The following is a 13,978-nucleotide window of genomic DNA, read 5'->3' as shown; positions in this document are numbered from 1 at the left end:
CGATCGAGGCACCGTTCATGCGTTGAGCGCCGCCAGGAATTTCTTGACGGAACCGAGCAGCGCGCGCAGTCTCTCCTCCGACTGGCGTCGGACCGCTTCGAGGTTCCTGAACTGCTCGATGTCCGCTTGCGTGCCTCCGCGTGAGAAGGCTTCCAGGGCAGCGCCCAACACGTTGACCTCCAGCACCACGTCCGCGAGACGTCCGAGGACCTCGTGAACGCCGGCTCTGACCCATCGGTCGGGGGGTGAGCCGGTGTTGTCGAGCCACGCCTCAAGGCAGTCCTGTCTGTCCACGGACATCAACACGAGAGTGTCCAGCAGGTCGAGACCGATCTGGTCGGCCCGCGTGGCACGGAACCTGCCGAGCGGCTGTTTGAACGAATCGCGCATCACCACGAGTTCGGCAGTCAGCACCGCCAGGTCAGATGTGTGTTTCGGCTGTGGCCGCTCACTACGCGGCACGGCGGCAGGAGTCGGTACGGCCGTGTTCACCATTGGCTCAGCGCGTTCGCCTGTGGCACTCGGAGGCGGGGTCACCGGGCGCGCGTCGACGGGGGCGTAGGCGTCGATGATCCGCAAGTAGGCGGCTGCCGCCTCGGCCGCCAACTGGAAGAACCACCACCGGTCGACCGCGTCGAGGCTTGGCCGCGCGGTGAACATCAGTGCGCACGCCTGAATCGACAGGAGGGTCTGGTCCCGCCACTCAGCGCTGATGGCCCGCTCCCTGAGCCAGCCGGAGGGAGCATCCTGCATGCTCTTGATGATGTCGTGGAGCCCCTGGGGCACGAGAGTGCCGGCGGTGTCACGGCCGACGAGCAGATCGACGAGCTGAGTGCGCCCCGCACCGGAGATTCCCGGCAGATAGTCCCTCACCATGCACAGCATCAGGTGTACGGGATCGCGGGCGAGAAGCGCCTGGGCGGAGAACCGGGAGAGGTCGATGAGCCGGAAGTCCGCCCCCGACACTGTCGGTTGGGTCTGGATCATGATGTTGCCGGGGTGCAGATCGCCGTGTGCACGGCCGCGCGCCGCGTAGGAGATCCACCCCCGGCTCAGAGGCGAATCGTCGGCCAGGTGAAGCGGGTTGGGCAGGGGGTCGGCGTATCCGGGTAACACGATCCAGGCCGGGGACGATTCCGTGAATCCCGGCAGCTGCCCGACCCACTGCGCCAGAGGGCCACCCGCGTCGAGGCGGTGCGCGAGCAACTCGACCACGAAGTCGCGTGCGGTCAGGCCGTCGCCGCCGTCCTCGTCGGGGTTCCAGTCCTGGAGCAGCGACTGGACGATCGCACCGGCCACGTCGGCGACCTCAGGACTCGTCTGCAGGTCGGCGAGGGGAACCATGTCCTCCAGGCTGCCACTCGCGATGCGCTGGAACGTGAACCAGCTGCCGTCACCTACGGGCAGTGGGTCATAGAGCTGTTCGACGAGGTGGTTCTCCACGAAATCGGGGTTCTGGCGGGGCCAAGATCGCAAGGCGTCCCTGTGGTGGGCCGGTTCGACGACAGAGCCCTCGTCGCGCACGCAGAGCTTCAGTACGAGCTTGCGAATCAGGCGGTCTACATCCCTGTCGTTGATGTACACGACGGCGACCTTCGCGCCACTGCGGCCGGTGTTCAGCCACCGCACCAGGCGCATGGTGCGCCGTGTCTGAACGAGCCACTCGTCGAGTCGCTGGGCCGCTCGTTTCCCGAAGGGCTCGAACTGCGCCCCATCTTTCAACCCACCATCCACTGGTGCCCCCTCTTCGGCCGAGCGTCGTCGCCACTATAGGGGCGTGCGATGTGACGTGCACCGCAGGGAAGCGGTGCTTCAGGATCACCCCCGGGCGGACGCACCGAGCCAGGTGAAGCCCGCCTGCAGGGCGTCGAGTTGGCCGTCCGTCAGGCAGGGCAACAGCTCCCGGAACGACGCATACGCGCCTTCCTGGCAGGGTTCCTCCAGGCCGGCCCCGCCCGCCCAGGTCAACGCCCGAGCCGCGCGAAGGCCTCGTGGAAACCCGGGAACGTCTTCCGCACGCACCCCGGGTCGTCGAACGAGACACCCGGTATCCGCAGCCCGGTGACCGCGAAGGACATCACGATGCGGTGGTCGCCGTACGTCTTGATCTCCGCCCCGGCGTACGACGCCGGCGCCGCCGGCCGGATCTCGATCCAGTCCGGTCCTGTCGCCACCTCCACCCCCAGCCGCCGCAGGTTCTCCGCGCACGCCTCCAGGCGGTCGCACTCCTTCACCCGTGTGTTCGCCACGTCCTCGATCCGTACGGGACCGCCGGCGAACGGCGCGATCGCCGCCAGTGTCGGCATCGTGTCCGAGATGTCCCGCATGTTGACCGTCAATCCGCGCAGTTCACCGGTGCCGCGGACCGTCGTGCCCTCCGCGGTCGTCGACACCTCCACGCCCATCCGCCGCAGTACGTCCACGAAGCCCAGGTCGCCCTGGAGCGCCCCGGTCCCCAGCCCCGGGACCGTCACCTCGGCGCCCGGTGTCACGGCGGCCGCCGCGAAGAAGTAACTGGCCGTCGAGGCGTCGGGCTCGACCTCGTACGTCGTCGCCCGATAACCTCCCGGCGGCACCACGAAGACGTTCCCCTCCCGCCGCACCTCCGCCCCGAACGCCCGCATCATCGCGATGGTGATCTCGACGTACGGCGCCGAGACCAGGTCCGTCACCGTGATCCGCAGGCCCTTGCGCGTCAGCGGGCCGAGCAGCAGCAGGGCGGTCAGGTACTGCGAGGACTGGCCGGCGTCCAGGGTCACCTCACCGCCCTCGACGCCCGCCGCCGCGACCGTCAGCGGGTGGTGGCCCTCCGCCGCCTCGTGCCGCAGGTCGACGCCCAGGTCGCGCAGGGCGCGGCTGAGCGGGCCCAGCGGGCGGCGCCGCATCTGCGCGGACGCGTCGAAGCGGTACGTGCCGTGGCCGGCGGCGGCCAGTGCGGGCAGGAAGCGCGCCGTGGTGGCGCCGTCGCGGCAGTACACGTCGGCCTCCGTGACCGCCGGGCCCTGCGGCCGGCCGTCGACCTGCCAGGCGTCCGGTGCCAGGCCCACCCGGTAGCCGAGCCGTACCAGACCCTCTGCGAAGCCCTCCGTGTCGTCCGAGCGCAGCGGGCGTACGAGCGTGGTGACACCGTCGGCGGCCGCCGCGAGGAAGAGGGCGCGGGCGGTGATGGACTTGGAACCGGGGATGTCGGCTACGGGCATGCCCTCATGATCGGACGGCGGCAGTCTCCGGCGCCGGTGCGTCCACGGGATGGACCGCGACCCGACGCCGGGGGGCCACCGAGGTCAGCGCCACGCCGCCCACGAGCAGGGCCGCCGCGCACCACCTGAGCGGGCTCACCGACTCGCCCAGGAACAGGGCCGCGGACGACATCCCGAAGACGGGGACGAGCAGGGAGAAGGGGGCGACGGTGGAGGCGGGGTGGCGGCGCAGCAGCCACCCCCAGGCGCCGAAGCCGAAGACGGTGGTGATCCAGGCGACGTAGACGAGGGTGCCCGCGCCCTGCCAGTCGAGGTTCCGCAGCGCCTCCAGGTCCCGGCTCGGGCCCTCCGTCAGGAGGGAGAGGGCCAGCAGGGGCAGGACCGGGACGGTGCTCACCCAGACCATGAAGTTCAGGGCGTCGGGGGGTGCCGCCTTGCGCGTGAGGACGTTGGAGACGCCCCAGCATGCCGCCGCCGCGACGACCAGCGCGAACGCGCCGAGCGGGCCCGAGGTGCCCTCGTCCACGGCTGCGACGCCGATACCCGCGAGGGCGACCAGCATGCCCGACGCCCGGATGCGGGACGGGCGTTCACCGAGCACCGCGAACGCGATCAGGGCCGTGAACACCGCCTGGATCTGCAGGACGAGCGAGGACAGGCCGGCCGGCATCCCGGCGTCCATCCCGACGAACAGGAGGCCGAACTTGGCCACTCCGAGCGCCAGGCCCACCGCCGTGATCCACTTCCAGGCGACCTTCGGGCGTCCCACGAGGAAGACCGCGGGGACGGCCGCCACCAGGAAGCGCAGGGCGGAGAAGAGCAGGGGCGGGAAGTGGTCGAGGCCGATCTCGATGACCGTGAAGTTCACGCCCCAGACGGCGGCGACGAGGACGGCGAGGGTGAGGTGTGCGGGTCGCATGCGTCGAGCATCACGTGCGACGACCATGTAGCACCAGCGACGATTGCTGCATAGTTGGATGAAGCACTGCTAATGAGTGCCCCATGTGAGCCACGCCCGCCCACGCAAGGGGAGCCACCCATGCTCGACCTCCAGCGTCTCCGCGCCCTGCACGCCGTCTCCGTCCACGGCACCGTCGGCGCGGCGGCCGCCGCGCTCGGGTACACGCCCTCCGCCGTGTCCCAGCAGATCGCGAAGCTGGAGCGGGAGACCAGGACCGTACTGCTGGAGCGGGAGGGGCGTGGTGTGCGGCTCACCGCCGAGGCGCGGCAACTTGCCGGTACCGCACGGGAGTTGATCGCCATCATGGAGCGGGCGGAGACCGAACTGGAGGAGCGGCGGGGCGTGCCGTCGGGGCGGCTGACGGTGGCCGCGTTCGCCTCGGCGGCCCGGGGCCTGCTGCCCGGCGTACTGGCCGAGCTGGCCGAGCGGCATCCGGCGCTCGACACGCGGCTCACCGAGATCGACCCGCATCTGTCCGTGGACCTGGTGGCGAAGGGGGCGGTCGACCTCGTCGTCGCACACGACTGGGACATCGCGCCGCTGCCGGCCGCGGCCGGGGTGGAGCAGGCGGTCATCGGGGACGACCTGTGCGATCTGCTGGTGCCCGAGGGGCATCCCTTCGCCGGGCGGACGGCCGTACGGCGTGCGGAGCTGGGGGGCGAGCGGTGGATCTGCCAGCCGCCCGGCCGGGTGTGCCACGACTGGCTGGTACGGACACTGCGGGCGGCCGGTCATGAGCCGGACATCGTGCACCAGGCCGACGAGAACCCGACGCTGGTCGCGCTCGTCGCGGCCGGTCTCGGTGTGGCGCTCATTCCGCGGCTGGGCCGCGGGCCGCTGCCCGGCGGGGCGGTGGAGGTGCCGCTCGACCCCATGCCCGTACGGCGGCTGTACGCGCTGTGGCGCACGGGGGCCGCGGGGCGTCCGGCGATCGTGGAGACCGTGCGCACGCTGCAGCGGCACTGGCCCGGTGTGGCGGCCCACGCGTCCCGCTGACCCCACGGCCACCAACTTCCGGGAATCCGGCGGGACCCGGGAACCCAGCCCCGTCCCCGCTCGTCCAACCCGCATGCTGCCGGAGAGTCACCGCGGTGCGGTGTCGGCCCTCGCTGCTGGCTGCGATCGCTGACTTACCCTCTCCGCCGTACTGCGGCCGGCAGCACGCCGCCATCGGCGCGCCCCCCTCCAACAGCGCCGATGGCGGCCCCTCTTCGGTCACCGCGCCCCTCTTCGGTTTGCTGCGCGTTCCCTTGACTGGCAGAAACTTCCCGGATATTCGTGACTCCTCGGAAGTTTCCTTCAGAGGGAAGGAGCGCACGTGCGCGACTCCGGCACAGGAAGCACGGGAAACACCGCGAGCCCGTCAAGACGTACGGTCCTCGCGGCGACCGCCGGCGTCTCGGCCTCCCTGGCGGTCGGGGGCGCCGCGTACGCCGGAACACCCGCCGACGACAAGAGGCTCCGCACGCTCATCTCCCGAATGACGCTGGAGGAGAAGGTCGGGCAGCTCTTCGTGATGCGGGTGTACGGGCACTCCGCCACCGCTCCCGACCAGGCCGACATCGACGCCAACCTCAAGGAGATCGGCGTCCGCACGGCCGCCGAGCTGATCGCCGAGTACCGGGTCGGCGGCATCATCTACTTCGCCTGGGCGCACAACACCCGGGATCCGCACCAGATCGCGGACCTGTCCAACGGGATCCAGCGGGCCTCCCTCGATCAGCCGCGCGGTCTGCCCGTGCTCATCTCCACCGACCAGGAGCACGGCATGGTCGCGCGCGTGGGCAAGCCCGCCACCCTGTTCCCCGGCGCGATGGCCGTCGGCGCCGGCGGCTCCCGCTCCGACGCCCGCACCCTCGGCCGTCTCGCGGGCGCCGAGCTGCGGGCGCTCGGCATCCGGCAGGACTACTCCCCCGTGGCCGACGTGAACGTCAACCCGGCCAACCCGGTCATCGGCGTACGCTCCTTCGGAGCCGACCCCGCCGCGGTGGCCTCGCTGGTGGCCGCCGAGGTCACCGGGTACCAGCGCTCCGAGGTCGCCGCGACCGCCAAGCACTTCCCGGGCCACGGCGACACCGCCGTCGACAGCCACTACGGCTTCCCCGTCATCACACACAGCCGCGAGCTGTGGGAGACGCTGGACGCGGTGCCGTTCCGGGCCGCGATCGAGGCGGACATCGACTCGATCATGACCGCGCACATCATGGTGCCGGCCCTCGACGGCTCCGGGGACCCGGCCACCCTCTCCCGCCCGGTCCTCACCGGCATCCTGCGCGGCGAACTCGGCTACGACGGGGTCGTGGTCACCGACTCGCTGACCATGGAGGGCGTGCGGACCAAGTACGGCGACGACCGGGTGCCCGTGCTCGCCCTGAAGGCGGGCGCCGACCAGCTCCTCAACCCGCCCTCCCTGGACGTCGCCTGGAACGCCGTCCTCAAGGCAGTACGGGACGGTGAGCTCACCGAGTCCCGGCTGGACGAGTCCCTCCTGCGCATCCTGCGGCTCAAGACGAAGCTGCGGCTCTTCGACGAGCCCTACGTCAGCCGGGCCGGCGTCGCCCGCACGGTCGGGACCAAGGCGCACCTGGCGGCGGCCGGCCGGATCGCCGAGCGGACGACGACCCTGCTGGTCAACGAGGGGAACCTGCTGCCGCTGTCCCGGCGCACCCACAAGGCGCTCCTCGTCGTCGGCGCCGACCCGGCCTCCCCGTCCGGCACCACGGGACCGCCCACCGGCGTGCTCGCGACGGCCCTGTCCGAGCTGGGCTTCACCGCGACGGCCCTGTCCACCGGTACGGCCCCGTCGGCCGCTACCATCGCCAAGGCCGTCGAGGCGGCCCGGACCGCGGACGCGGTGGTGGTCGGGACGTACAACGTCACCGCGACCGGCTCGCAGAAGACGCTGGTCGAGCAGTTGACGGCGACCGGGAAGCCGGTGGTGGCGGTCGCGATCCGCAATCCGTACGACGTTGCCCAACTGCCGTCCGTCACCGCCTGCCTGGCCACGTACTCCTGGACCGACGTCGAACTGCGCGCCGCCGCACGCGTGGTGGCGGGGCAGGTGAGGCCGCGCGGGAAGCTGCCGGTGCCGGTGCAGCGGGCGGACGATCCGGCACAGGTGCTGTATCCGGTCGGGTACGGGCTGTCGTACTAGGCGCCGTACTCGTATCAGACGTAGCGCCCGTACGCCACACACCCGGCGCATCACCACCAAAAGGCGCAAAGCATCCCACTTATCTGGCGTGTGCCCGCCCCGGCGGGCCACGCTGGACGGGGGTGGCCGGGGGATGGCGATGCGCGAGAGATGTGCCGTGGGGGTGGTCAGCGCGCTGTTCGCGCTGCTCGCCGCGCTGCTGACGGGATGTCAGGGATCGGCGTCCGGTGCGGGGGGCGGCGAGGAGGACGGCAGGCTCGGCGGGGAGCCGACGGCCACGGCGACGGCGACGCGGGCCTCCGGCCACGGCGCGGTGTTCCTCGCGGTCGACGAGTGCAGTTCCTTCGGGACGGCCGGCTTCACCGATGTGGCGTGCACCAGTGAGCGCGCCTCGGCACGAGTCGTGGCGCGCCACGACGGCAAGGTGGGCGACGGTCCGCCGTGCCCGGGGACGACCGACTTCGTCCTGCACATCAGTGAACAGCGCCCGTCCTTCGACGAGGACGGCGACGGGACGGTCCCGAAGGGCTACGCCTGCATGCGCAACCTGCAGCCGCCGCACCCCGGCGACCCGGGTGGCGGCGGCGGCCCGCGCACCGTCGTCGGGGACTGCGTCTACGGCCTGGGCGGCGGCAAGGTCCGCGAGACGGCGTGCGACGGCGAGGACGGGAAGCAGCCGCAGTACAAGGTGACGAAGGCGGTCGGCAGCCGCTCGAAGTGCCCGGTGTCCACCGCGCTGTACGTTCAGCTCGGCGGCACGTATCCGGTGGGCTGCGCCCGGCCGGTCTGAGCAACGGCCGGGCGCGGCTGAAGAGTTACGGACGCAGCGCCGGCTCGCGCTCCATGTCCCTCTTGTCCAGCCTCGCATCGAATTCGGCCAGCGGCTTGGCGGCCGACGGGTTCGCCCGGACGGCGGACGACGCCACGCCCGCCCACTGAAGGATCCGGGCCGTGGCGAGGACCTTCTCGTCGGCGACCAGGCCCGCGACATCGGCACCGTGGTTCAGGCCGGGAGCCGTGAAGACGTACGAGTCCTTCGCGCCCTTGCCGAGACGGAACCGCTCCGCGCCCCACGGGTCGTTCTGGCCGTAGACGAACAGCATGTGGCGGGCGTTGTGGCGGACCCAGGTGTCGACGTCACGCATCGCCGAGGGCTGGAACTTCATGGGGATCGAGCGCGGGACGAAGTTCCGGGGTGGCTGGTAGCCGTAGCGGAGGTACTTCCTCTCGATGTGCGGGAAGTGGATCGTCGGTGCGCCGAGCTGCGTGCCCGCCTGGTAGTAGTACGGCGTGTACGGCTCCAGGCCCTGGTCCGTGTAGAAGGAGAAGCCGGAGATCGTGTCGACGGAGTTCCAGATCTCGTCGTCCGTGGCGGTCGCCGCGTTCGCCGGGACCGAGTCGCAGTCGGACAGCAGGCTGTACTGCCAGAAGCCCCAGACGTAGTCGAGGACGACAGCCTCGTACGCCCGGTCCAGGCTGCCGATGGTGTCGAACGTGTAGCCGTTCTCGGCCGCGACGGCCTCGTACTTCTTCTCCAGCGGCTCCCGGCGCACGAGCGCCTCGCGCTGCACCGCGTTCAGCCGGTCCCGGCACTCCTTGGTGCCGACCTTCGCGAAGAAGCGGTCGTACGCCGAGTCCTCGTCGTTGACGACGTCGTTGGGAGCGACGTACGCGATGACGCCGTCCATGTCACGCGGGTGGAAACGCTCGTAGTAGGTGGCGGTCATGCCGCCCTTCGAACCGCCGGTGGCGACCCAGTTCTTGGTGTAGACGGACTTCAGGGCCCTGAAGATGCGGTGCTGGTCGCCGGCCGCCTGCCAGATGTCCAGCTTGCTCCAGTCGGCCGGGTCGGGCCGGGAGGGGGTGAAGAAGCGGTACTCCATGGAGACCTGGTTGCCGTCCACGATCTGGGTCGGCTCGCGGCGGCTCGGGGTCGTGGAGACGTTGTAGCCGCTGGTGTAGAAGACCGTCGGGCGGGAGACGTCCTTGTGCAGCACGGTGATCCGCTGCTGGAACGTGCCCTTGGACGGGTGCCGGTGGTCGACCGGCTGGGTGTAGTCGAGGACGAAGTAGCGGTAGCCGTTGTACGGCTTCTCCTGGATGAGGCTCATGCCCGGTATGGACAGCAGCCGGTCCTTGATGTCGGTGTCGGTCGTGGCGGTGGTGCCGGTGGCCTCCGGCTCGGCGGCGGTGGCCGCCCCCGCCGTGCTCACCGTACCCATGAGCACCGTGAGCGCCAGCAGCCATCTGAGCGCCTTGCGCATGCACACTCCCCTGTGAGACAGATGTGCGCCGGAAGCTAGCGGAGCAACTCCTTTCAGCACCAGGGGAGATGGGGAGATCTGGGGAAAACCCTCTGGGAAACCGGCCAGAGGAACCCGGCCCGCCAGAGAAGCCCAGCTGAAACCGCCCCGGGAAAGCGTGAGATCAGCAGAGGATCCAGCCGGAGCTGACCGTTCCCCGCCCGACCCTGCCCTTGACCCATACGCACCGGTGGCCCGCGTGCACGGTCACCGGGCCGGCCCGGTGGGTGTAGCGCCCGTCGTCGACGACCGGACGGTTGCCGCGCGCCTGGACGCTGACCGACATGAACCGCTCTGTACCGGGACGCTTGGTGAGGGTGACGGCGCAGACGTAGCCGCCCTGCTTGTAGACGTGCACGGCACCGGTTCTGAACGGGAGCGTCCTGACCTTGCGGCCCGAGCAGGGCGTGGCGGCCTGTGCGTCGCCGGGCGCCGCGACGGCGAGCAGAACGGACGCGGTCAGCACGGCCAGGACGAGCACGAGCCGCCGGCGTATCGCACCACTGTCCACTGTCGTCCCTCCCGCACCGCACATGAGCGTACTGGTGTACGGACGCAGGACGTGTGTCGGATGGTTGCGCGACCGTCACTGGGACGCGGCGACGGTCTCCTCCGGCTCGGGCGCCCCGACGAAGGTCCGCCACAGCTCGGCGTACGGCCCGCCGAGGGCGAGCAGCTCGTCGTGCGTGCCGTCCTCCGCGATCCGGCCGTGGGCCATCACCACGACCCGGTCGGCGCGGGCGGCGGTTGTCAGACGGTGGGCGACGACGAGGGTGGTGCGGCGGCTGGCGACACGGTCGGCGGCCTGGTTGACCTGGGCCTCTGTGGCCAGGTCCAGCGCGGCGGTGGCCTCGTCCAGCAACAGGATGTCCGGGTCGACCAGTTCGGCACGGGCCAGGGCGATCAACTGGCGTTGTCCGGCGGAGAGGTTGCGGCCGCGTTCGGCGACCTCGTGGAGGTAGCCGCCGTCGAGGGTGGCGATCATCTCGTGCGCGCCGACCGCGCGCGCCGCCGCCTCCACCTCGGCGTCGGTGGCGTCGGGGCGGCCGTAGGCGATGGCGTCGCGGACGGTGCCCTGGAAGAGGTACGCCTCCTGCGGGACGACCCCGAGGCGGTGGCGGTACGCGGTGATGTCGAGGGAGCGCACATCCGATCCGTCGACCGTGACCCGGCCGCCGGTGGGGTCGTAGAAGCGTGCCACCAGCTTGACGAGGGTCGACTTGCCCGCGCCGGTCTCGCCGACGAAGGCGACGGTCTGGCCGGCCGGGATCCGCAACTCGATCCCGCTGAGCGCCTCTTCCTCCCCGCCGTACGCGAAGTGCACGTCCTCGAAGGCGATCTCGCCCCGCAGGGACGGCACGTCGAGCGGCTCGTCGGCGGCCCGCGTCGACGTCGGCTCCCGGAGCAGCTCCTGGATGCGGCCCAGCGAGACCGTCGCCTGCTGGTAGCCGTCGAAGACCTGCGAGAGCTGCTGCACGGGCGCGAAGAACAGGTCGATGTAGAGCAGGTACGCGACCAGCGCCCCGGTGGTGAGCGTCGCCGCGTCCACCCGGCCCGCGCCCGCGATCAGCACCGCGGCCGCGGCGACCGACGACAGGAGCTGCACGAACGGGAAGTAGATCGATATCAGCCACTGGCCGCGGATGCGGGCCTGGCGGTAGCTGTCGCTGCGCTCAGCGAACCTGCGCCCGCCGTCCCGCTCACGCCGGAAGGCCTGCACGATCCGCAGCCCGGACACCGACTCCTGGAGGTCGGCGTTGACGGTCGCCACACGCTCCCGCGCCAGTTCGTACGCCTTCACACTCGCCCGGCGGAAGAAGTACGTGGCGACGATCAGCGGGGGCAGCGTGGCGAAGACGACGAGCGCGAGCTGTAGGTCGATCACCAGCAGGGCGCCCATGATGCCGAAGAAGGTGACGACCGAGACGAAGGCGGTGACCAGGCCGGTCTGGAGGAAGGTCGACAGCGCGTCGACGTCCGTCGTCATCCTGGTCATGATCCGGCCGGTCAGCTCCCGCTCGTAGTAGTCGAGTCCGAGCCGCTGCAGCTGGGCGAAGATCTTGAGCCGGAGCGAGTAGAGAACGCGTTCGCCGGTGCGTCCGGTCATCCGGGTCTCGGCGATCTGGGCCGCCCACTGGAGGGCGACGGCGAGCAGGGCGAGGAGCGAGGCCGTCCAGACCGCGCCGAGGGCGACCGCGGAGACGCCCTTGTCGATGCCGTGCCGGATCATGACCGGCAGCAGCAGGGCCATGCCGGCGTCGACTGCGACGAGGCCGAGGCTGACGAGGAGGGGGAGGCCGAAGCCTCCGAGGAGCCTGCGCAGGCCGTAGGACTCCTCGGGCGTGACCGCGCGTGCCTCGTCGATGTCCGGGGTGTCGGCCGCCGGGGGCAGCGCCTCGACCTGGGCGAGGAGTTCGGGGGTGGCGGGCATTCCCTCCATGGCGGTGTCCCGCTGTGCGCGCTCCCCCGCCCACAGCCTGGGGGTGATGCCGCGCTCGGCGTCGAACTCGGCGTCCAGTTCGTCGCGTACGGAGGTCTCCTCCTGGGGTGCCGCGGGCTGGGCGTGGCCGGGCGAGACGCCGCCGAGCTCGTCGGGGTCGGTGAGGAGGCGGCGGTAGAGGGCGGACCGTTCCTGCAGCTCGTCGTGGGTGCCGAGGTCGGCGAGGCGGCCGCCGTCGAGGACGGCGATGCGGTCGGCGAGGTTGAGCGTGGAGCGGCGGTGGGCGATGACGAGGGTGGTCCGGCCCTCCATGACCTGCTTCAGCGCCTCGTGGATCTCGTGCTCGACCCGGGCGTCCACGGCGGAGGTGGCGTCGTCGAGGACGAGCAGCCGCGGGTCGGTGAGGATCGCGCGGGCGAGCGCGATGCGCTGGCGCTGGCCGCCGGAGAGGGTGAGGCCGTGCTCGCCGACCTTGGTGTCGTAGCCGTCGGGCAACGCGGCGATGAAACGATCCGCCTGAGCGGCACGGGCGGCCGCCTCGATCTGCTCCTCGGTCGCGTCGGGACGGCCGTACGCGATGTTGTTGCGCACGGTGTCGGAGAAGAGGAACGAGTCCTCGGGGACGAGGCCGATGGCGGCGCGCAGCGAGTCGAGGGTCAGCTCGCGGACGTCGTGGCCGCCGATGAGTACGGCGCCGTGCGTCACGTCGTAGAAGCGCGGGAGGAGAAGCGAGACGGTGGACTTGCCGGAGCCGGAGGCGCCGACGACGGCGAGGGTCTCGCCCGGGCGGATCTCGAAGCTGAGCCCGTCGAGGACGGGGCTGGTTCTGCCGGAGGCGTGGTCGTAGCCGAAGGACACGTCGTCGAACTCGACGGTCGCGGGAGCGTCGGCGGGGAGTTCCTTCGTGCCGTCGGCGAGGGAGGGCTCGGTGTCGATCAGTTCCAGGACGCGTTCGGTGCCCGCCCGGGCCTGCTGGCCGACCGTGAGGACCACGGCGAGCATCCGCACGGGGCCGACCAGCTGGGCGAGATAGGTGGAGAAGGCGACGAACGTACCGAGCGTGATGTGGCCGCGAACGGCCAGCCAGCCGCCGAGCGCGAGCATCGCGACCTGGCCGAGGGCGGGTACGGCCTGGAGGGCCGGCGTGTACGTGGCGTTCAGGCGGATCGTGCGCAGCCGCCCCGCGTAGAGCCGCCGGCCGACCTCCCGCAGCTTCCCGGTCTCCTGCTCCTCCTGCCCGAAACCCTTCACCACGCGTACGCCGCTGACGGCGCCGTCGACCACGCCGGCGACGGCGGCGGCCTGGGCCTGGGCGAACCAGGTGGAGGGGTGCAGTTTTGTACGGCTTCGCCTGGCGATCCACCACAGGGCGGGGGCCACGGCGAGGGCGACCAGCGTGAGCGGCAGGGACAGCCACGCCATGATCACCAGGGAGATGAGGAAGAGAAGCAGGTTCCCGATGGTCATCGGGAGCATGAAGAGCAGGCCCTGGATCAGCTGGAGGTCGCTCGTCGCTCTGCCGACCACCTGGCCGGTGGACAGCTCGTCCTGACGCCGTCCGTCGAGCCGGGTGATCGTCTCGTACATCTCGGTCCGCAGGTCGTGCTGGACGTCGAGGGCGAGGCGGCCGCCGTAGTAACGGCGGACGTAGGTGCAGACGTAGACGAGCACGGCCGCGCCGATCAGGGCTCCGGCCAAGGGGGCCATGTCTCGGCTGTGGTCGCCGATCACATCGTCGATGATCACCTTGGTGACCAGCGGGACCAGTGCCATGACGGCCATGCCGGCGAGGGAGGAGCCGAGGGCGAGGACTACGTCCTTGGGATGTCTCCAGGCGTAGCCGGCCAGTCGGCGTGCCCATCCCCGTTGCGGTCCCACGCGGGTGCCCTCCGTTCGTCCTGATCTACCGGAAGGCACCAA

Annotated in this window: 9 protein-coding genes; 3 read left to right on the top strand and 6 right to left on the bottom strand. The window is 71.0% G+C overall.

The features are described from left to right. Positions 1–15: 15 nt before the first annotated feature. From ACZ562_RS24350 to ACZ562_RS24340, 3 genes are all read right to left on the bottom strand, one after another. Positions 16–1,629 carry a hypothetical protein gene (locus ACZ562_RS24350; protein WP_471182759.1) on the bottom strand — a complete coding sequence of 538 codons (1,614 nt, stop codon included), beginning with the start codon at positions 1,627–1,629 and terminating at the stop codon, positions 16–18. 335 nt (positions 1,630–1,964) lie between these two features. Next, positions 1,965–3,200: a 3-phosphoshikimate 1-carboxyvinyltransferase gene (gene aroA, locus ACZ562_RS24345; protein ID WP_471182756.1), complete on the bottom strand. Its 1,236-nt coding sequence runs from the start codon at positions 3,198–3,200 to the stop codon at positions 1,965–1,967. 4 nt (positions 3,201–3,204) lie between these two features. Further along, the gene (locus ACZ562_RS24340) at positions 3,205–4,119 is read right to left on the bottom strand and encodes an EamA family transporter (protein ID WP_471182753.1); all 915 of its coding nucleotides are present in this window, start codon (positions 4,117–4,119) and stop codon (positions 3,205–3,207) included. 120 nt (positions 4,120–4,239) lie between these two features. On the opposite strand from ACZ562_RS24340, the gene ACZ562_RS24335 reads away from it, so the two are divergent. The 3 genes from ACZ562_RS24335 (at position 4,240) to ACZ562_RS24325 (ending at position 8,105) form a co-directional block, all read left to right on the top strand. Continuing rightward, on the top strand, positions 4,240–5,157 hold the full coding sequence (locus ACZ562_RS24335; protein ID WP_471182750.1) for a LysR family transcriptional regulator: 918 nt from the start codon (positions 4,240–4,242) through the stop codon (positions 5,155–5,157). 322 nt (positions 5,158–5,479) lie between these two features. Then, entirely contained in the window at positions 5,480–7,315 is a 1,836-nt protein-coding gene (locus tag ACZ562_RS24330; RefSeq protein WP_471182747.1) for a glycoside hydrolase family 3 protein, read from the top strand. A 139-nt stretch (positions 7,316–7,454) separates the two neighbouring features. Further along, the gene (locus tag ACZ562_RS24325) at positions 7,455–8,105 is read left to right on the top strand and encodes a hypothetical protein (RefSeq protein WP_471182744.1); all 651 of its coding nucleotides are present in this window, start codon (positions 7,455–7,457) and stop codon (positions 8,103–8,105) included. 25 nt (positions 8,106–8,130) lie between these two features. Here ACZ562_RS24325 and ACZ562_RS24320 read toward each other — a convergent pair whose 3' ends face one another. The 3 genes from ACZ562_RS24320 to ACZ562_RS24310 form a co-directional block, all read right to left on the bottom strand. Further along, on the bottom strand, positions 8,131–9,579 hold the full coding sequence (locus ACZ562_RS24320; RefSeq protein ID WP_471182741.1) for an aminopeptidase: 1,449 nt from the start codon (positions 9,577–9,579) through the stop codon (positions 8,131–8,133). Positions 9,580–9,742: 163 nt separating this feature from the next. Continuing rightward, positions 9,743–10,129 carry a hypothetical protein gene (locus ACZ562_RS24315; RefSeq protein ID WP_471182740.1) on the bottom strand — a complete coding sequence of 129 codons (387 nt, stop codon included), beginning with the start codon at positions 10,127–10,129 and terminating at the stop codon, positions 9,743–9,745. Between the two features lie 75 nt (positions 10,130–10,204). Next, on the bottom strand, positions 10,205–13,936 hold the full coding sequence (locus ACZ562_RS24310; protein ID WP_471182739.1) for an ABC transporter ATP-binding protein: 3,732 nt from the start codon (positions 13,934–13,936) through the stop codon (positions 10,205–10,207). Positions 13,937–13,978 lie beyond the last annotated feature (42 nt).

The organism is Streptomyces sp. NPDC040410, from assembly GCF_055595715.1.
Note: the sequence above shows the minus strand (reverse complement) of the source record. Positions and strands in the feature narration are given on the sequence as shown.